Genomic DNA, 17493 nt, shown 5'->3' on the forward strand with positions numbered 1-17493 from the left:
TCGTTGCTGCTAATGTAATGCAACGCGCTGGCGCCAGTGGAAAAAATCACGAATCTGTGATCGGCTTAAAGCCATAGCGGTTTTTTAACAGCAGCATCAGGGTAGTGATCACAGCCGGTATTGCCAGCAGCAGAAAGATAACGCTGAAAGACCAGCCGAGTGACATCATCTCTGCACCGACGAAAGCGCTTAAAATCGCACCAATGCGGCCCACACCATGCATCCAGCTGGAGCCAGTGGCGCGTGCGTGCGTGGGATAGTAGCTGGCGGATAAGGCATTCATGCCGGTGTTAGCGCCGTTGAAACAGAAGCCACTGCAAAAAGCGATTGCGCTCATCATGCCCACTTCGGCTGGCGAAAAGCCAAGGGCCACGATAAACAGCCCGCCACAGCCGTAAATCGCTGCCAGCGCCAGATTGGCATTAAAGCGATCCATCATCCAGCCTGCAAACAACGATCCCAGCGTCCCGCCAGCCTGATACATCGCGGTGATAATCGCCGCTTCGGTGACAGACATGCCCAGCGTGTTGACCAGTGATGGCAGCCAGCTGCCAATCAGGTAGACCATGAACAGTCCCATAAAATAGCCACCCCACAGCATCGTGCTGCCAAACAGATAGCGGCGTGACAGGACGGTGCCGATCGCGCCACCCGCCGGCACGCTGACTTCCGGCGCGTGAAACGCACAGTCTGGTCGGGTTTTGCCCGGCATCATCCGATCAAGGATGGCGTGAATGCGGGCAGCCGGTGCACCACGACTGATGAGGAATCGCACGGATTCCGGCAGGCCACGAATCAGTAATGGCAGCACCAGCAGCGGCAGCATGCCGCCCAGTAGCAGCACAGAGTGCCAGTTATAGCGCGGGAGCAGCCATGAAGCGGCAAATCCCCCGCTGGCCGCGCCAAAGGTGAAGCCGCAGAACACAACGGTGATAAGAAACGCCCGTCGCCGTTCAGGCGCATACTCCGCCACCAGCGTACCGACGTTGGGCATTGCGGCACCCAGGCCCAGCCCGGTCAGGAAGCGGAACAGCATCATCTGTTCAATATTTTGTGACAGCGCGGTTGCCAGCGTCCAGAGACCAAAAAAGAAAACGCTTAAGATAATCATCATGCGACGGCCATAGCGGTCAGCCAGCGGCCCCGCCACCATCGCACCCAGCGCAAGACCGATTAAGGCGGCGCTGATGACAACGCCAAGCTGATGATTTGTTACGCCCCACGCGGCTTTAAGCGTCGGCGCAATAAAACCCATAATCGCAATGTCCATGCCATCGAGTGCTACCACGATAAAGCAGAGAGCAATGAGCCGCTTTTGCCAGGGGCTCAGCTGCTGCTGGTTGATAAGCTGGCGGACATCTACCGCCTCGATGCTGGTCAATGAACACTCCCTGAGTAAAGAAATCTGGCATCAGTTTAAGTAAAAAAAACGGCGTTTATGATAGCTGATCGTTAACCTTAAGCGGTCAGATTTTTGTTTGATAGTGAGAATCATTCATATTCATTCAATTAAGTCGTTGATTTCTCTTTGACCAGAGAATGAACGCGTCACAACCGTTTTAAGATGAATGCTTGAAAATCATGGCGTTAAACAGCGAAGCGGTCATTCCCGTGCTTTTGTTAAAAAAATTTGCAGCAAAGTTAACAGAATTCATTTTTAACAGTTGCCTCACGCCCTTCATTCTCATTAAGTTTAGGATATGGAAAAAAATATCCTTTTCAATCAGCGCATTCGCTTGCGCCACTTACACACCTTTGTTGCGGTTGCGCAGCAAGGTACGCTGGGCCGGGCGGCTGAGACGCTTAGCCTGAGTCAGCCTGCCCTGTCTAAAACCCTGAATGAGCTGGAGGAACTGACCGGCGTTCGTCTGTTTGAACGTGGCCGTCTGGGCGCGCAACTGACCACCATGGGGGAACAATTTCTGACACATGCCGTGCGTGTGCTCGACGCGCTCAATCATGCCGGTCAAAGTTTTAATGAGCAGCCAGGCGATGCGCCGGTGATTATCCGGCTGGGTGCGCTGACCACCGCCGCAATGGGGATGCTGCCACGCATTCTTGATCGTTTTCATCAGTTACAACCCAATACCACTATCCAGGTGGCAACGCTGCACAACAATGTGCTGCTGGCAGGATTACGCGGCGGTGAGTTTGATATCGGCATTGGACGGATGGCGGACAGCGACATGATGACCGGTCTGACCTATGAGCTGCTTTTTCTGGAGTCGCTTAAGCTGGTAGTGAGGCCGGAACACCCGCTTTTAAGTGACAACGTCACACTTTCACGCGCCATGCAGTGGCCGGTGGTGATTTCGCCCGAAGGCACTGCACCGCGCCGGATTGCACAACAGATGCTGGATGAACAGGGGTGTACGTTGCCACCTCACTGTATTGAGACCTCATCGACCTCACTGGCACGCCAGCTGGCTCTCCGCTACGACTATATCTGGTTCGTTCCTTCCGGCGCGATTAAAGAGGATCTCAGCCACAACGCGGTCTGTGCGCTGCCGATCAACTCATCCGGCCCGGGCGAGCCAGTGGGCATCATTACGCGCACCGGCGCAGAGCTCAGCCTGAGTGCCGAAGTGCTGATGTCTACCATTCGTAAATTTCACAGCTAGCGGCTGCGTTTCGCATGCCGCTCGCGGTTTTCAAGGCGCGCTTTATCGGTTTTACGTAAACCCACGTAGAGCGCACCGCCTCCGCCATGGCGGGTCTGTGCCACGCAAAAAGTCTGTACGTCGTCAAACTGCTGTAACCAGCGCGCGAGATAGCTTCGTACGATATTGGCATGTGACTCGTTATCACGTCCTTTGCCGTGAATGATCAGCAAATTTCGTAATCCCTGTTTGTGTGCCTGCATCATAAAATTGAACAGCGCCTGACGGCAGGTTTCTACCGGTTGCCGTAACAGGTTGAGACTGGCATCCAGCTTGTATTCACCCCGACGCAGTTTATCCAGAATACCCTGCTGGATGCCGTCGGCTTTATATTCCAGCTGCGTATTAAGTGGGATAATCTCCAGGTCACCCCGGGTCAGGAAATTCTCCAGCTCAGATTCGCCCGGCGGTTTGCGTGGTGCTTTGGTTGAAGGGGCTTTCAGCCACAGGGTCGTGGTGGTGTCTTTCAATGGCGTGACATCGCCCATGGCATCCCGAAAAAGATCGTTATCATCAAGGTTCATGGTTTTCTCACACCGGGTTAAATTGATCGAATGTGTCAGACAGGCTTTAACAGTTAGCGTAGCAAAAGCTGGAATTACCGGACCACCCGCCTTTTCCCACCCTAACGGGCCGTAGAGAATCGTGCAACAGATCACATAAGCGGAAAGTTATCGTGACAGTAGTCTCTTCCCGCATACTTAAATGCCCGTTACATCGGCCTTTGACGCCGTATATATCCTCCATAATGTTTGTGGGTGTAAAACTGCTCGGATGAGTTCCCTTCAGCACAAAAAATGTTAAAATTGACCCCAGTCACTTATCGTCGAGCAAACCATTATGATCCCTGAAAAACGCAGCATACGTCGTATTCAGTCGGGCGGTTGTGCCATTCACTGCCAGGATTGCAGCATCAGTCAGCTCTGCATCCCCTTCACGTTAAATGAACATGAGCTGGATCAGCTCGACAATATCATTGAGCGTAAAAAACCGATTCAGAAAGGGCAAACGCTTTTTAAAGCGGGAGACGAACTCAGGTCTCTGTATGCCATTCGTTCCGGCAGTATTAAAAGCTATACCATTACCGAACAGGGTGATGAGCAAATTACCGGTTTCCATCTGGCGGGTGATTTAGTTGGCTTTGATGCCATTTTAAATGCCAGCCATCCCAGCTTTGCGCAGGCGCTGGAAACGGCCATGGTGTGTGAAATTCCTTTTGAAACGCTGGATGACCTGTCAGGTAAAATGCCGGCACTGCGTCAGCAGATGATGCGTTTAATGAGCGGTGAGATTAAAGGCGACCAGGATATGATTCTGCTGTTGTCGAAGAAAAATGCTGAGGAGCGACTGGCGGCGTTTATCTGGAACCTCTCACGCCGTTTCGGCCAGCGCGGCTTTTCACAGCGTGAATTTCGCCTCACCATGACGCGCGGTGACATTGGTAATTACCTGGGCCTGACGGTTGAAACCATCAGTCGCCTGCTGGGCCGTTTTCAGAAGTCCGGTATGCTGGCGGTGAAAGGCAAATACATCACAATTGAAAACCACGCCCTGCTGGAAGAGTTAGCGGGCCAGAGTCACCAGGCCGCCTGATTCAAAGCCGGATCAATAAATCTTATTTTATTGATCCGGCAATAACTTTTTCACTTCTTCCGCTGTACAACATAGGCTATCTTTACTCCAGTCGCTCTGGTTTAAGGAGAACGCCTCATGTCCCAGTACCAAAATATTCTGGTCGCCATTGATGCCCAGCAAGACGATCAGCCCGCGCTGCGACGTGCGGTCTATCTGAATCAACGTATCGGCGGAAGAATTAAAGCCTTCCTGCCTATCTATGATTTTTCATATGAAATGACCACCCTGCTTTCGCCGGATGAGCGCGCGTCTATGCGCCAGGGTGTCATCAGCCAGCGTACCGAATGGATCCGCGAGCAGGCCCGCGCTTATCTTGATGCCGGTGTCGACATTGATATCAAAGTGATCTGGCATAACCGCCCCTTTGAGGCCATCATTCAGGAAGTGCTCGCTCATCAGCATGATCTGGTGCTGAAAATGGCGCATCAGCATGACCGCCTGGAGTCCGTGATTTTCACCCCAACCGACTGGCATCTGCTGCGTAAATGCCCTTGCCCGGTCTGGATGGTCAAAGATCAGCCGTGGCCGGAAGGCGGTAAAGCCATTGTCGCCGTCAATCTTGCCAGCGAAGAGCCGCATCACGATGGCCTGAATCAGAAGCTGATTCGTGAAACGATGAAGCTGGCGGAAAAGGTGAATCAGACCGAAGTCCACCTTGTCGGTGCCTACCCGATTACCCCAATCAATATTGCTATCGAACTGCCCGATTTTGATCCCAGCGTCTACAACGATGCTATCCGGGGTCAGCATCTGGTGGCCATGAAAGCACTGCGCCAGAAATTCTCAATTGGTGAAGAGTTCACCCACGTGGCTAAAGGCTTGCCGGAAGAGGTTATCCCCGATCTGGCCGCGCATCTCGGTGCCGGCGTAGTCGTGCTGGGCACCATCGGAAGGACCGGACTATCAGCGGCGTTCCTGGGCAATACGGCGGAACAGGTGATCGATCATCTGCGTTGCGATCTGCTGGCGCTTAAGCCTGACGATTTCAAGTCGCCGATTGATCTGGATGATGAAGAGGACGAGGAGGATTAACGTCTCCTCGTAAAGAAAATGGGCGGCTGATTAGCTGCCCATTTTTTTATTACAGCGCTTTGAGAATCGCTTCCACGCTGGCTTTGGCATCGCCAAACAGCATCTGGCTGTTCTCCTTAAAGAACAGCGGATTCTGAACGCCGGCATAGCCTGTGTTCATTGAGCGTTTGAACACCACCACGTTGTGCGCCTTCCACACTTCCAGCACCGGCATTCCCGCAATCGGGCTGCGGGGATCATCCTGCGCTGCCGGGTTGACGGTATCGTTAGCACCAATCACCAGCACCGTGTCGGTGTCGCTGAAGTCATCGTTGATTTCATCCATCTCCAGCACCACGTCATAAGGCACTTTGGCCTCGGCCAGCAGCACGTTCATGTGCCCCGGCAAACGCCCCGCGACCGGATGAATGCCGAAGCGCACTTTGATGCCAAGCGCGCGCAGACGTGCCGTGATTTCCGCTACCGGATACTGCGCCTGCGCCACGGCCATGCCGTAGCCTGGGGTAATAATCACCGAGCGGGAGGCTTTAAGCATCTCTGCGGTCTCTTCAGCGGTAATTTCACGATGCTCGCCCGCTTCCTGCGTTTCGTCACCACTGCTGACTTCAGTACCGAATCCACCCGCGATCACGCTGATGAACGAACGGTTCATCGCTTTACACATGATATAGGAGAGAATCGCACCGGACGAACCCACCAGTGCACCGGTCACAATCAGCAGATCGTTGCTGAGCATGAAACCGGCGGCGGCGGCGGCCCAGCCTGAATAGGAGTTCAGCATCGACACCACGACCGGCATATCGGCACCGCCAATCGACGCGACCAGATGCCAGCCAAACGCCAGTGCAATCACCGTCATCAGCAGCAACGCAAAGACCTGCGCAGCGCTGCTGCTGGTGTTAACAAACCACAGCAGCAGCAGGAACGAGACCAGCAGCGCCAGCAGATTGAGCTTGTGACGATGCGGTAACGCCAGCGGTTTTGAGGAGATTTTGCCGCACAGCTTGCCAAACGCCACCAGCGAGCCGGTGAAGGTGACGGCACCGATAAAAATACCGATAAACACTTCACTGAGATGGATATTTTCCATCACTGCTGGCAGGCCAGGCGCATGGTCGATATAGCTGTTTATGCCGACCAGTACCGCGGCCAGGCCGACAAAGCTGTGCAGAATCGCGACCAGTTCCGGCATTTCGGTCATTTCGACTTTCTTTGCCATGCGGATACCAATAGCGCCGCCAATCACCATCGCCAGCAGGATCCAGACCACGTTACCGCTGTCCGGACCAAAAATGGTGGCGACCAGCGCAATCGCCATGCCGCTGATACCGAAACTATTACCCCGCTTAGACGTCTCGTGACGCGAGAGACCGGCAAGGCTACAGATGAAGAGAATTGCAGCAACAATATAGGCTGCAGTGACTAATCCGCCAGACATGTCTTACCCCTTACGAAACATTTTCAGCATGCGCTGGGTGACGGTAAAGCCACCAAAGATATTGATGCTGGCAATCAGCACGGCAATAAAGGAGATAAAGGTGACCCAGCCACCGTGCCCCATCTGCAAGACTGCCCCGATCACGATGATGCCGGATATGGCATTGGTCACGGACATCAGCGGCGTATGCAGCGCATGACTGACGTTCCAGACCACGTAATAACCCACCACACAGGCGAGCGCGAACACGGTAAAATGGGAGAGGAAATCGGCAGGCGCCACGTTGGCCAGGCTGCCAAACAGCACGATGGCCAGAGCAATAAGCAGATATTTTCGCCACGGTGAAACAGGTTTCACCTCAATCTTCACTGCCGGTTTCGCGGTTGCCGGTGCAGCCTGAGGTGCAGCGGACACCTGAATCGGCGGTGCCGGCCAGGTGACTTCCCCCTCGCGCACCACAGTCACGCCCCGTACGACTACATCGTCGAAGTCGACCTGGATTTCGCCATTCTTCTCTTTGCACAGCAGCGTCATCAGGTTGACCAGGTTGGTGCCATAAAGCTGGGAGGATTGCGTTGCCAGACGGCTCGGCAGGTCGGTGTAGCCAATGATTTTGACGCCGTCAGGTGTCACAGTAACCTGATCCGCGACGGTCAGCGCACAGTTGCCGCCAGTCTGCGCGGCCAAATCCACAATCACACTGCCGGGCTTCATGCTGGCAACCATCTCTTCGGTGATCAGTTTCGGTGCCGGTTTGCCAGGGATCAGCGCCGTGGTGACAATGATATCGACTTCTCTGGCCTGACTGGCAAACAGGGCCATCTCCGCTTTAATGAACGCCTCGGACATCACTTTGGCATAGCCATCACCGCTGCCAGCTTCCTCTTTGAAGTCGAGTTCAAGGAATTCGGCGCCCATACTCTGCACCTGCTCTTTGACTTCGGGACGGGTATCAAACGCCCGGACAATCGCGCCCAGACTGCCCGCTGCACCAATTGCTGCCAGCCCGGCCACACCTGCCCCAATCACCATCACTTTTGCCGGTGGCACTTTGCCCGCCGCCGTGATCTGCCCGGTAAAGAAGCGACCAAATTCATGCGCAGCTTCCACAATCGCACGATAACCGGCAATGTTTGCCATGGAGCTCAGCGCATCCAGCGACTGCGCCCGTGAAATGCGCGGCACCGAGTCCATTGCCATGACAGTGACCTGACGTGCGGCCAGTTTTGACAGCAGATCGGGATGTTGCGCGGGCCAGATAAAGCTAACCAGCGTGCTACCCGCGCGGGTCAGTGCAATCTCTTCGTCATCGGGTGCATTTACTTTCAGCACGATGTCGGACTGCCAGACCTGATCTCTGTCGCTGAGCGTGGCGCCAGCGGCGATATAGCTTTCATTATCGAAGCTGGCGCGTTTACCTGCGTCACGCTCCACGGTGACACTAAAACCCAGCCTGATAAGTTGTTCCACGGTCTTTGGCGTGGCGGCCACGCGCGACTCGTTTGGCAACCTTTCCTTGGGTATTCCAATTAACATAGTGTTTCCTTTCATCGGTTAAGGATGATGGCCCGTATCTGCACCACGACTGCGCAACTGAAACGCCGTTTCGGTTACTTATAGACGAAATGCATGTATTTCAAAGTGTTTATAACCTACTGAAAATGTGACCAGCGATCTATAGCGTCTGTACAGAGTGATGACATTCACTCAATTATTCAGCGTTCTGCTTAAAAATCGGTGTTAACCCACTGCAAAACAGCCTGACAGGCAAATATTCTGCCAGAGATAATTATGAGCGGGCGAATTAAGCATCAATAAAAACCTATAATTAACAATGCATTAACTGTTTAACCGATATTAGTTATCGCTTTTAGTGATAACCGTGGCTAAAACGGGCCATAACTGCGTTTGATGACAATTAAATGAAAAAATGATGGTTTAATAACGCGATCTGACACAAAAAATCGCTGCGACAGTCTGTTTATAACATGCAATAATCAGCGGCTAATCTGTTATACATCAAGAGTCCAGCACGTTTTCGTACTCATTTTTGCGTAAGGCGAAGGATTATTTTTATGAAGCTGAAGAACACTATTCTGGCGTCCACTTTGTTGTCCCTGCTGGCAGCCAACGCATTCGCTGCGCAGGAGTTAACGCCAGAAAAAGCGGCAGCGTTGAAGCCATTCGAACGTATTAATATCACCGGCCGTTTCAACGCGATCGGCGACGCTGCCGATGCCGTCTCTAAGCGTGCAGATCAGATGGGCGCTGCCTCTTATTACATCCAGGCAATCAACGACAGTAACGGCAACAGCGGTAACTGGCGCGTCACGGCTGACCTCTATAAAGCCGATGCGCCGGCAGCTTCAGCGTCAACAACGTATCGTCGCTTTAACGGCGTTAATGAACTGCCAAAAGCAGAAGCCTACAGACTTGAACCGTTTGATACCGTTTCGGTCAGCGGCTTCTTTGCCAGCCAGCCGGATGTTAACGACGCTATTTCAAAAGCCGCGAAAGAGAAAGGTGCCGCATCATTCTTTATCGTGCGCCAGATTGATGCTAACAGCGGTGGCAACCAGTACGTCACCGCCTATGTCTACAAAGCGGATGCTAAAGAACGTACAGTGCAGACACCAAACGCCATCCCAGCCGATTCAGAAGCAGGTAAAGCTGCGCTGGCAACCGGTGGCGCGGCAGCCGCTAACGTAGAGATTCCTGGCGTGGCCTCATCTGAAACGCCAAGCAACAAAGTGGGCCGTTTCTTCGAAACACAAAGCTCTACCGGTAAGCGCTACACGGTGAATCTGCCTAACGGTAAATCGGTGCAGGAAGTTAACGCGATTACCGCCGCGCAGATGCAGCCGTTTGATACCGTGACTTTCACGGGCCACTTCGGTTCACCTACTGAGGTTTCAGAAGAAGTGGCGAAGCGTGCTTCAGATAAAGGTGCCAAGTTCTATCACGTGACTCGTCAGTGGCAGAACCAGAGTGGCGGTAACCTGACCGTGACGGCTGACCTGTTTAAGTAATCCCTCACAGGGCGGCACCCGCCGCCCTGCTGTTTGCAAACCTGCTTTGTTTTGCATAGTTATGCATTGCCATCCCCTGCCACACTCCGTAAAATCCCCCGCCTGTTTTACCGGATATTGTCCCTGGATTGTGCCATTGGTCTGACATAACCCAGCGATATAATCCGATTTACCCAGCCATATATGCTAGCGGGAAGGTTGTTTTGGAGAAAAAATTAGGTCTCGGTGCGCTGACAGCACTGGTGCTCAGCTCAATGCTGGGTGCAGGTGTGTTCAGTCTGCCGCAAAACATGGCTGCAGTGGCCGGTCCGGCTGCTCTGCTGCTGGGTTGGCTGATCACCGGTGTCGGCATTATCTTTCTTTCGCTGGCGATGTTGCTGTTAACCCGCCTTAAACCCGAACTTGACGGCGGCATCTTTACTTACGCCCGCGCCGGATTCGGCGAACTAATGGGGTTCTGCTCTGCATGGGGCTACTGGCTGTGTGCTGTTATCGCCAATGTCTCCTATCTGGTAATTGTCTTCTCGGCCCTGAGCTTCTTCACCGATACGCCGGACCGGATTATTTTTGGTGATGGCAACACCTGGCAGGCGATGCTGGGCGCATCCGTGCTGCTGTGGCTGGTTCACTGGCTGGTGCTGCGCGGTGTGCAGACAGCAGCCAGCATCAATCTGATGGCCACGCTGGGCAAGCTGGTGCCCTTACTGCTGTTCATTGTGCTGGCGGTGATGGCGTTCAATTATGATCGCTTTCGCTTCGATTTTTCCGGCGTCACGCTGGGGCAACCGCTCTGGGAGCAGATCAAGCAAACCATGCTGATCACTCTTTGGGTCTTTATCGGGGTTGAGGGTGCGGTGGTGGTTTCTGCGCGTGCACGTCAGAAAAAGGATGTGGGCCGTGCAACACTTTTTGCCGTTCTGGCTGCCTTACTGGTCTATTTGCTGGTAACCCTGCTGTCGCTGGGCGTGGTTCCGCGCGCTGAACTGGCTGAAATGCGCAATCCGTCCATGGCGGGATTGATGACAAGACTGATGGGCAACTGGGGCGATGCGGTGATTGCGATTGGCCTGATCGTCTCTGTCTGTGGTGCCTACCTGAGCTGGACGATCATGGCTGCTGAAGTGCCGCTGATTGCTGCGCAGCAGGGGGCGTTTCCTCGCATTATCGCCCGACAGAACCGACACAACGCGCCGGCCGCCTCGCTGTGGCTGACCAACGGCAGCATTCAGCTCTGCCTGATCCTGATTGCCCTGACCGGTGCTAACTACAATAACCTGCTGACCATCGCCTCAGAGATGATTCTGGTGCCCTATTTACTGGTGGGGTTATACCTGATCAAAGTGGTGCGCGGACAGAATAAACCCATGGCGATGGCGGTGGGTGTCGGCGCCAGTCTGTATGGCATCTGGCTGCTCTACGCGTCGGGGCCAATGCACCTGATGGCGTCAGTCGTGCTCTACTCCCCAGGCCTGCTGTTGTTTCTGTTTGCCCGACGCGGCGGCCGCGCTGATGTTGCGCTGACCTCGCTGGAGCGGATTGCAATGGGATTACTGATTGCTGCGACGCTGCCCGCTGTGTGGCAGCTGACCACATAGCGCCGGATCCATCGGGCGTCATTGTTGCAGAGAGTCTGGACACGGGTAGCGCAGGACACGCAGGCGTACATGAGGATAATGAGCGCTGCCCGGTGTCAGACTGACTGATTTACTAGCCTGGTGAGAGAGGTGCTTAGTGTGACTGCACCGGGATCGACACACACAGCAGGTCATCCTGCTGGGTAAGATTCAGCGGTTTTGAATATTCATGATGGATCGCGTCCAGCTGCTCCGCAGAGAGCGGATAAGGGAGCTGAATATCAAAACGGCTTATCTGCTGCTGTTCTGCGAGCGTAATCAGGCGTGCGATGTTAATTTCGTCGCTGACCTGAGTAGAAATGATTTGTAATGCTAATTCTTTTAACGGGTCGTCACTGCCCTGTAAACGGTGTGCTGATTTACGTGTCACCATGCCAAAGATCGGCATCACACCATAAATAGCATCAACGAAGCTCCAGCGCTTTTTGCAGGAAGCGGAAAGAAAGTCACTGTAATTGAAGCAGATGCGGTCGGGGTATATGGCTGATGCCAGCTCTTTATCAGACACACTAACGCTCCTCATGATAATCATCGATATCCCAAACCTGGCGCAAAAATGCCGCGCTAATGATTGCACATATTGACGGTTATATACCAGCAAGCCACGGATATTTCGTGCGATAACGTAGAGCTCAGGACCAGGACAAGATATGATTTCTCTCACGTCTGTTTCTGCTTTGTGAACTATGAACAAAATTGTTTATGTTGAAGATGAACCTGAAGTGGGTTCGCTGATTGCAGCTTACCTTGGTCGTCATGATATTGAGGTAATTGTCGAGACGCGCGGTGATCGTGCTGAAGCGGTGATAGCGGAACAGCAGCCGGATCTGGTGATGCTGGATATCATGTTACCCGGCAAGGATGGCATGACCATCTGCCGCGACCTGCGGGCCAACTGGCAGGGACCGATTGTGTTACTGACGTCACTGGACAGCGACATGAATCATATTCTGGCCCTGGAGATGGGTGCGCAGGATTACATCCTGAAAACCACCCCGCCTGCGGTGCTGCTGGCTCGCCTGCGCCTGCACCTGCGTCAGTCCCATCAGGGACAGCCGGAAGATACACCGAGCGCACCTGCTGCCAACCGTATGCTGCGTTTTGGCTCGCTGACCATTGATGCCCTGAACCGGCAGGTCACGCTGTTTGAGGAGCAGATCGCCCTTTCTACCGCAGATTTCGATCTGCTCTGGGTGCTCGCCAGTCATGCGGGCCAGACACTGAACCGGGATGCGCTGCTGAAAACATTGCGTGGCGTCAGCTATGATGGTTTAGACCGTAGCATCGACGTGGCGATCTCGCGGCTGCGTAAAAAGCTGCACGACAGCGCCACCGAGCCCTTCCGCATCAAAACTATCCGCAACAAAGGCTATCTGTTTGCACCTCAGGCCTGGGATACCCGCGGACTATGAGAAAGCTTTTTATTCAGTTCTATCTGCTGCTGTTTGTCTGCTTCCTGGTGATGGCCTTACTGGTGGGGCTGGTTTATAAGTTCACCGCTGAGCGGGCAGGCCGCCAGTCGATGAATGACCTGATGGCCAGCTCGCTCTACCTGATCCGCAGCGAACTGCGCGAGATCCCGCCGCGCGACTGGAATAAGACCATCAAGAGTCTCGATCTTGGTCTCTCATTCGACCTGCACATCGAGCCGATGAACAAATATCAGCTTGATGAAGGCAACATGCGTCGGTTGCGTGCCGGAGAGATTGTTGCGCTCGATGACCAGTACACCTTTTTACAGCATATTCCGCGCAGCCACTATGTGCTGTCAGTCGGACCAATTCCCTATCTTTTCTACCTGCATCAGATGCGGCTGCTGGATATTGCCCTGCTGGTGTTTATTGGCATGTCTCTGGCACTGCCGGTGTTCATCTGGCTTCGTCCCCACTGGCAGGAGATGCAGCGACTGGAAAAAGCAGCGCAGCGTTTTGGCCGGGGTGAGCTGGATGTACGTACCCATTTTGACAGTACCTCCAGCCTCTTTCGGCTTGGTATCGCCTTTAACCAGATGGCCGAGAATATCAATACGCTGGTAGCCAGCAAAAAGCAGCTGATTGATGGCATCGCCCATGAGCTTCGAACGCCGCTGGTGCGCCTGCGTTACCGGTTAGAGATGAGCGACAACCTGACGGATGGCGAACGGGTGGCGCTGAACCGCGATATCGGCCAGCTTGAAAGCCTGATAGAGGAACTGCTGACCTATGCACGACTTGATCGGCCGCGCGTCGATCTCAATCTTAAAACACTGGATCTCGCCAGCTGGCTGAGCGAGCGGCTTGACGATTTTCGCACCATCAACCCGGACATACGGCTCGACCTTGACCTGCCACAGCGTGAAAACATCGGCGTTTCTGATACCCGCCTGATGGAACGAGTGCTGGATAACCTGGTGAACAATGCGCTGCGTTATGCTCAGCAGCGGCTGCGTGTCAGTTTATGGTTTGATGGCGCGATCGGGTGTCTGCAGGTGGAAGATGATGGTCCCGGCATTCCGCCGGAAGAGCGTGAACGGGTTTTCGAACCCTTTGTCCGACTTGACCCGAGCCGCGACCGCGCCACAGGCGGCTGCGGATTAGGCCTGGCAATTGTCTACTCTATTGCTCAGGCGCTCAGCGGCAAGGTGACAATTGAGTCCAGCCCGCTGGGCGGCGCCAGCGTTCGCTTTTGCTGGCCGGTTGATCTAACCTTGCGCGAAATTGCGCAGCGTTAAAACCACAAGGAGTCTTACGTGACCTCAGCGTATCAACAACTGACCAAAACTTTCCAGCGCCTGTCCCGTTTCAGTCACGTCACGGCGATTGCCGGATGCGACATGCAGACCACCATGCCGCCGGGCGGCAGTCAGGCTCGCGGTGAAGCACTGGCTGAAATGAGCGTGCTGCAACACCAGATTCTGACTGCCCCTCAGGTCGGTGAGTGGCTTAAGGCTGCTGAGCAGCAGTCGCTGAACGATGTCGAGCGGGCCAATCTCAACGAGATGCAGCGCGCATATCAGCAGGCAACGCTGCTGCCTGATGATTTTGTTGAAGCCAAATCGATCGCCGGTTCGGTCTGCGAACATGCATGGCGCACTCAGCGTCCCGCCAATGACTGGCAGGGTTTTGCCGCCAACCTCAAAGAGGTGGTCCGCCTGAGCCGTGAAGAGGCCCAGCGCCGCGCCGACGCCAGTGGCTGTTCCCGTTACGATGCGCTGCTGGATCTCTATGAACCAGGTATGACCCGGGCCCGACTGGATGAAACCTTTGGCGAACTGAAAACCTGGCTACCTGACCTCTTACAGCAGGTCGTGGAAAAACAGGCACAGCAGAAGGTCATAACGCCGCAGGGGCCATTCGCCGTGCCTGCGCAGCGGCAGCTCGGTCTGAGCATTATGGAGACGCTGGGTTTCGACTTTAACCACGGTCGTCTGGACATCAGTGCACATCCCTTCTGTGGCGGTGTGCCGGAAGATGTGCGCATTACCACCCGTTACAATGAGAATGAGTTTCTCAGTGCCATGATGGGCGTGATTCACGAAACCGGCCATGCTCGCTATGAACAAAATCTGCCGAAGCAGTGGCGCGGTCAGCCGGTAGCACTGGCGCGATCAACGGCTATCCACGAATCACAAAGCCTGTTTATGGAGATGCAGCTTGGTCGCAGCCGTGAATTCCTGCAGCGCATTCTGCCGCAGGTGATCGCCACCTTTGGCGATCAACCCGCCCTGCTGGCGGATAATTTCGTGCGCCTGACCCAGCGGGTTTTGCCTGGCCTGATCCGGGTTGACGCTGACGAGCTCAGCTATCCGGCGCATGTCATTTTACGCTACGAAATTGAGCAGGCGTTGATCGAAGGGGACATTGAGGTTGAAGATATCCCGGCGCTGTGGGATGAGAAGATGATGCAGTCGCTGGGGCTGGATACGCGGGGTAACTACCGCGATGGCTGTATGCAGGATATTCACTGGACCGACGGCGCCTTCGGCTACTTCCCCACCTATACGCTGGGCGCAATGTACGCCGCGCAGCTGTTCCAGTCGTTACAGAAGGCTATTCCTCAGCTCAGTGAGCTGATTCAGCATGGTGAGCTGCAGCCGGTGTTCGACTGGCTGCAACAGAATATCTGGCAGCACGGCAGCCGTTTCCAGACCGACCAGTTGCTGATCAACGCCACTGGCGAAGCGCTGAACCCGGCTTTCTTCCGCCAGCACCTTGAACAACGTTACCTTAATAGCTAAGCTTTCGGGCGGTCATCTGACCGCCCTTTCCCGCCTTTGTACAATCGGTTACACGCCGATACCAAACACCCACGGACACCGTTCATTGATTTCCCTATAGTCTCTTCACCGGCCCCGCAGTGGGCTACACATGAAAAAATAGTCTCCGAGGGATTTGCGATGAAAAAATTATTTGCACTGGTTGTCGCCGCTGCTATGGGTATGTCTTCTGTTGCTTTCGCTGCTGACACCACAGCTGCTCCAGCTGCTGCGCCAGCCGCAACAACTACTACTCCTGCCGCTGCAGCACCGGCTAAAACTGTTCACAAGACTGCGCACAAGAAACACCATAAAGCTGCTCAGAAAGCCCAGGCTGCTCAGAAACACCACAAAAAAGCGGTGAAAAAAGATGCAGCGCAGAAAGCGCAGGCTGCTAAAAAAGTTCACCACAAAAAAGCGGTAAAACCTGCTGCACAGAAAGCTCAGGCCGCTAAAAAAGTTCACCACAAAAAAGTAACTAAACCAGCCGCTCAGAAAGCGCAGGCTGCTAAAAAAGTTCATCACAAAAAAGTAACTAAACCAGCTGCCCAGAAAGCTCAGGCTGCTAAAAAAATGCACCACAAAAAAGTAACTAAACCAGCTGCCCAGAAAGCGCAGGCTGCTAAGAAAATGCACCACAAAAAAGTTGTGAAACCAGCAGCTAAAAACTAAGGTCGCCTTCAGCGCACGGCCACGAGATGATGAATAAAAACACCCGGTTCTGCCGGGTGTTTCTTTACTGGAGTGGATGAAATGACGAGAGTGGATGAAATAGTGCGTCGCTATCGCTTCGAAATTATTCTGCTTGTTATGATCCTGTGTGGCATTGTTGCAGCCAGCTTTTTTATTTAGATGCTGTAGCGTACTGATTAACCAATAAAACTCCCTTTTTCAACGCTCACCGACTATAGTTACCGTACTTACGTAATAACAATAACGTTAATTTTTTCTCGCCATTGAGATTTCTATGCGCCTGGCTACCTTGTTAATGGTTGGACTCTTCAGCTTTGCCACCACGGTTCATGCCGATGATGACGATGACTCGCCTACTCCTGCTGAGATTAAGATGCTGTTCTTCGGCAAGGATCATCGCCAGGCAATCACCGATATTACTGCTGCCCCCTGGGATGCCATTGGCCAGCTGGAAACCGAAAGTGGTAACCTCTGTACTGCCACGCTCATCTCTCCCCATCTGGCCCTGACCGCCGGACACTGTCTGCTTTCCCCGCCCGGGAATTTCGATAAGCCGGTTGCGCTGCGATTTATGGCCAGCGATAAAGGGTGGCGCTACGAGCTTCATGATATTGATGCGCGGGTGGAACCTTCGCTGGCGTCAAAATTAAAAGCGGATGGCGAAGGCTGGATCGTGCCGAGCAGTGCAGCACCCTATGATTACGGCATCGTGATATTACGCAATCCGCCTTCAGCGATTACGCCCATTCCCTTGTTTGATGGCTCACGCAGCGATCTCACGGCGGCGCTGAAGCTGACCGGACGTAAAGTGACGCAGGCAGGCTATCCGGCCGATCATCTGGATACGCTCTACTCCCACAGCGATTGCCTGATTACCGGCTGGGCGCAACGTGCGGTGCTGTCGCATCAGTGTGACACGCTGCCGGGTGACAGTGGTTCACCGCTGCTGCTTAAAAGCGATAATGGCTGGCAGTTAATCGCGGTACAAAGCTCTGCGCCCGCAGCGAAAGATCGCTATCTGGCTGACAACCGCGCAATTTCGGTCACCTCGTTTAAAGACAAGCTGGAATCCCTCGCGCAGTAACCGCACTGACGCTTTACCATTGGGTGCGCGCCTGTTAAGACGCGCACCCTGGCT

Annotated in this window: 16 protein-coding genes; 11 read left to right on the plus strand and 5 right to left on the minus strand. The window is 54.0% G+C overall.

What is annotated here, in order from left to right; genetic code table 11:
* Nucleotides 1–46: 46 nt before the first annotated feature.
* Complete coding sequence (locus AC6I77_RS09425) at nt 47–1381, minus strand: MFS transporter (protein ID WP_039660189.1); 1335 nt, start codon at nt 1379–1381, stop codon at nt 47–49.
* Between the two features lie 319 nt (nt 1382–1700).
* On the opposite strand from AC6I77_RS09425, the gene AC6I77_RS09430 reads away from it, so the two are divergent.
* A complete protein-coding gene (locus AC6I77_RS09430; protein WP_003853723.1) occupies nt 1701–2621 on the plus strand; it encodes a LysR substrate-binding domain-containing protein in 921 nt (306 codons plus the stop codon).
* Here the strand turns inward: AC6I77_RS09430 and smrA are convergent.
* Nucleotides 2618–3184 carry a DNA endonuclease SmrA gene (gene smrA, locus AC6I77_RS09435; protein WP_003853725.1) on the minus strand — a complete coding sequence of 189 codons (567 nt, stop codon included), beginning with the start codon at nt 3182–3184 and terminating at the stop codon, nt 2618–2620. The two genes, AC6I77_RS09430 and smrA, sit on opposite strands and share 4 nt — an antisense overlap.
* A 316-nt stretch (nt 3185–3500) precedes the next feature.
* On the opposite strand from smrA, the gene fnr reads away from it, so the two are divergent.
* Both fnr and uspE read left to right on the plus strand, forming a co-directional pair.
* The gene (fnr, locus tag AC6I77_RS09440; RefSeq protein ID WP_003853727.1) at nt 3501–4253 is read left to right on the plus strand and encodes a fumarate/nitrate reduction transcriptional regulator Fnr; all 753 of its coding nucleotides are present in this window, start codon (nt 3501–3503) and stop codon (nt 4251–4253) included.
* Nucleotides 4254–4370: 117 nt separating this feature from the next.
* Nucleotides 4371–5327: a universal stress protein UspE gene (gene uspE, locus AC6I77_RS09445; RefSeq protein WP_003853729.1), complete on the plus strand. Its 957-nt coding sequence runs from the start codon at nt 4371–4373 to the stop codon at nt 5325–5327.
* Nucleotides 5328–5376: 49 nt separating this feature from the next.
* Here the strand turns inward: uspE and pntB are convergent, their stop codons facing one another.
* Both pntB and pntA read right to left on the minus strand, forming a co-directional pair.
* On the minus strand, nt 5377–6765 hold the full coding sequence (pntB, locus tag AC6I77_RS09450) for a Re/Si-specific NAD(P)(+) transhydrogenase subunit beta (protein WP_039660187.1): 1389 nt from the start codon (nt 6763–6765) through the stop codon (nt 5377–5379).
* A gap of 3 nt (nt 6766–6768) precedes the next feature.
* Nucleotides 6769–8301 carry a Re/Si-specific NAD(P)(+) transhydrogenase subunit alpha gene (pntA, locus tag AC6I77_RS09455; RefSeq protein ID WP_008925238.1) on the minus strand — a complete coding sequence of 511 codons (1533 nt, stop codon included), beginning with the start codon at nt 8299–8301 and terminating at the stop codon, nt 6769–6771.
* A 539-nt stretch (nt 8302–8840) separates the two neighbouring features.
* On the opposite strand from pntA, the gene ydgH reads away from it, so the two are divergent.
* Together ydgH and AC6I77_RS09465 are read left to right on the plus strand one after the other, a co-directional pair.
* A complete protein-coding gene (gene ydgH / locus AC6I77_RS09460; protein ID WP_003853736.1) occupies nt 8841–9794 on the plus strand; it encodes a DUF1471 family protein YdgH in 954 nt (317 codons plus the stop codon).
* Nucleotides 9795–9997: 203 nt separating this feature from the next.
* A complete protein-coding gene (locus tag AC6I77_RS09465; RefSeq protein WP_003853738.1) occupies nt 9998–11389 on the plus strand; it encodes a basic amino acid/polyamine antiporter in 1392 nt (463 codons plus the stop codon).
* A gap of 133 nt (nt 11390–11522) precedes the next feature.
* Here AC6I77_RS09465 and AC6I77_RS09470 read toward each other — a convergent pair whose 3' ends face one another.
* Complete coding sequence (locus AC6I77_RS09470; RefSeq protein WP_003853740.1) at nt 11523–11936, minus strand: hypothetical protein; 414 nt, start codon at nt 11934–11936, stop codon at nt 11523–11525.
* A 178-nt stretch (nt 11937–12114) separates the two neighbouring features.
* Here AC6I77_RS09470 and rstA point away from each other — a divergent pair, with 178 nt between their 5' ends.
* The 6 genes from rstA (at nt 12115) to AC6I77_RS09500 (ending at nt 17439) form a co-directional block, all read left to right on the plus strand.
* Nucleotides 12115–12840 carry a two-component system response regulator RstA gene (gene rstA, locus AC6I77_RS09475; protein WP_003853741.1) on the plus strand — a complete coding sequence of 242 codons (726 nt, stop codon included), beginning with the start codon at nt 12115–12117 and terminating at the stop codon, nt 12838–12840.
* Nucleotides 12837–14138: a two-component system sensor histidine kinase RstB gene (gene rstB, locus AC6I77_RS09480; RefSeq protein WP_003853743.1), complete on the plus strand. Its 1302-nt coding sequence runs from the start codon at nt 12837–12839 to the stop codon at nt 14136–14138. Before rstA ends, rstB begins: the two co-directional genes overlap by 4 nt.
* A gap of 18 nt (nt 14139–14156) precedes the next feature.
* Complete coding sequence (locus tag AC6I77_RS09485; RefSeq protein WP_039660183.1) at nt 14157–15644, plus strand: carboxypeptidase M32; 1488 nt, start codon at nt 14157–14159, stop codon at nt 15642–15644.
* Nucleotides 15645–15803: 159 nt separating this feature from the next.
* Nucleotides 15804–16334, plus strand: a complete 531-nt coding sequence (gene asr / locus AC6I77_RS09490) for an acid resistance repetitive basic protein Asr (RefSeq protein ID WP_033743054.1) — start codon at nt 15804–15806, stop codon at nt 16332–16334.
* Nucleotides 16335–16415: 81 nt separating this feature from the next.
* Nucleotides 16416–16514, plus strand: coding sequence for a small membrane protein YdgU (gene ydgU / locus AC6I77_RS09495; protein WP_008925242.1), 99 nt, complete (start codon nt 16416–16418; stop codon nt 16512–16514).
* A gap of 115 nt (nt 16515–16629) precedes the next feature.
* The gene (locus tag AC6I77_RS09500; RefSeq protein ID WP_003853749.1) at nt 16630–17439 is read left to right on the plus strand and encodes a trypsin-like serine peptidase; all 810 of its coding nucleotides are present in this window, start codon (nt 16630–16632) and stop codon (nt 17437–17439) included.
* Nucleotides 17440–17493: the final 54 nt, after the last annotated feature.

Source organism: Pantoea sp. X-Soil-ISGK-259 (assembly GCF_059730705.1).

What these genes read in the sequence shown, in the direction of transcription:
- fnr (WP_003853727.1), top strand. Translation starts at nt 3,501, where the DNA reads ATGATCCCTGAAAAACGCAGCATACGTCGTATTCAGTCGGGCGGTTGT.
- pntB (WP_039660187.1), bottom strand. Translation starts at nt 6,765, where the DNA reads ATGTCTGGCGGATTAGTCACTGCAGCCTATATTGTTGCTGCAATTCTC.
- rstA (WP_003853741.1), top strand. Translation starts at nt 12,115, where the DNA reads ATGAACAAAATTGTTTATGTTGAAGATGAACCTGAAGTGGGTTCGCTG.
- AC6I77_RS09500 (WP_003853749.1), top strand. Translation starts at nt 16,630, where the DNA reads ATGCGCCTGGCTACCTTGTTAATGGTTGGACTCTTCAGCTTTGCCACC.
- AC6I77_RS09430 (WP_003853723.1), top strand. Translation starts at nt 1,701, where the DNA reads ATGGAAAAAAATATCCTTTTCAATCAGCGCATTCGCTTGCGCCACTTA.
- ydgH (WP_003853736.1), top strand. Translation starts at nt 8,841, where the DNA reads ATGAAGCTGAAGAACACTATTCTGGCGTCCACTTTGTTGTCCCTGCTG.
- uspE (WP_003853729.1), top strand. Translation starts at nt 4,371, where the DNA reads ATGTCCCAGTACCAAAATATTCTGGTCGCCATTGATGCCCAGCAAGAC.
- pntA (WP_008925238.1), bottom strand. Translation starts at nt 8,301, where the DNA reads ATGTTAATTGGAATACCCAAGGAAAGGTTGCCAAACGAGTCGCGCGTG.
- ydgU (WP_008925242.1), top strand. Translation starts at nt 16,416, where the DNA reads ATGACGAGAGTGGATGAAATAGTGCGTCGCTATCGCTTCGAAATTATT.
- rstB (WP_003853743.1), top strand. Translation starts at nt 12,837, where the DNA reads ATGAGAAAGCTTTTTATTCAGTTCTATCTGCTGCTGTTTGTCTGCTTC.
- asr (WP_033743054.1), top strand. Translation starts at nt 15,804, where the DNA reads ATGAAAAAATTATTTGCACTGGTTGTCGCCGCTGCTATGGGTATGTCT.
- smrA (WP_003853725.1), bottom strand. Translation starts at nt 3,184, where the DNA reads ATGAACCTTGATGATAACGATCTTTTTCGGGATGCCATGGGCGATGTC.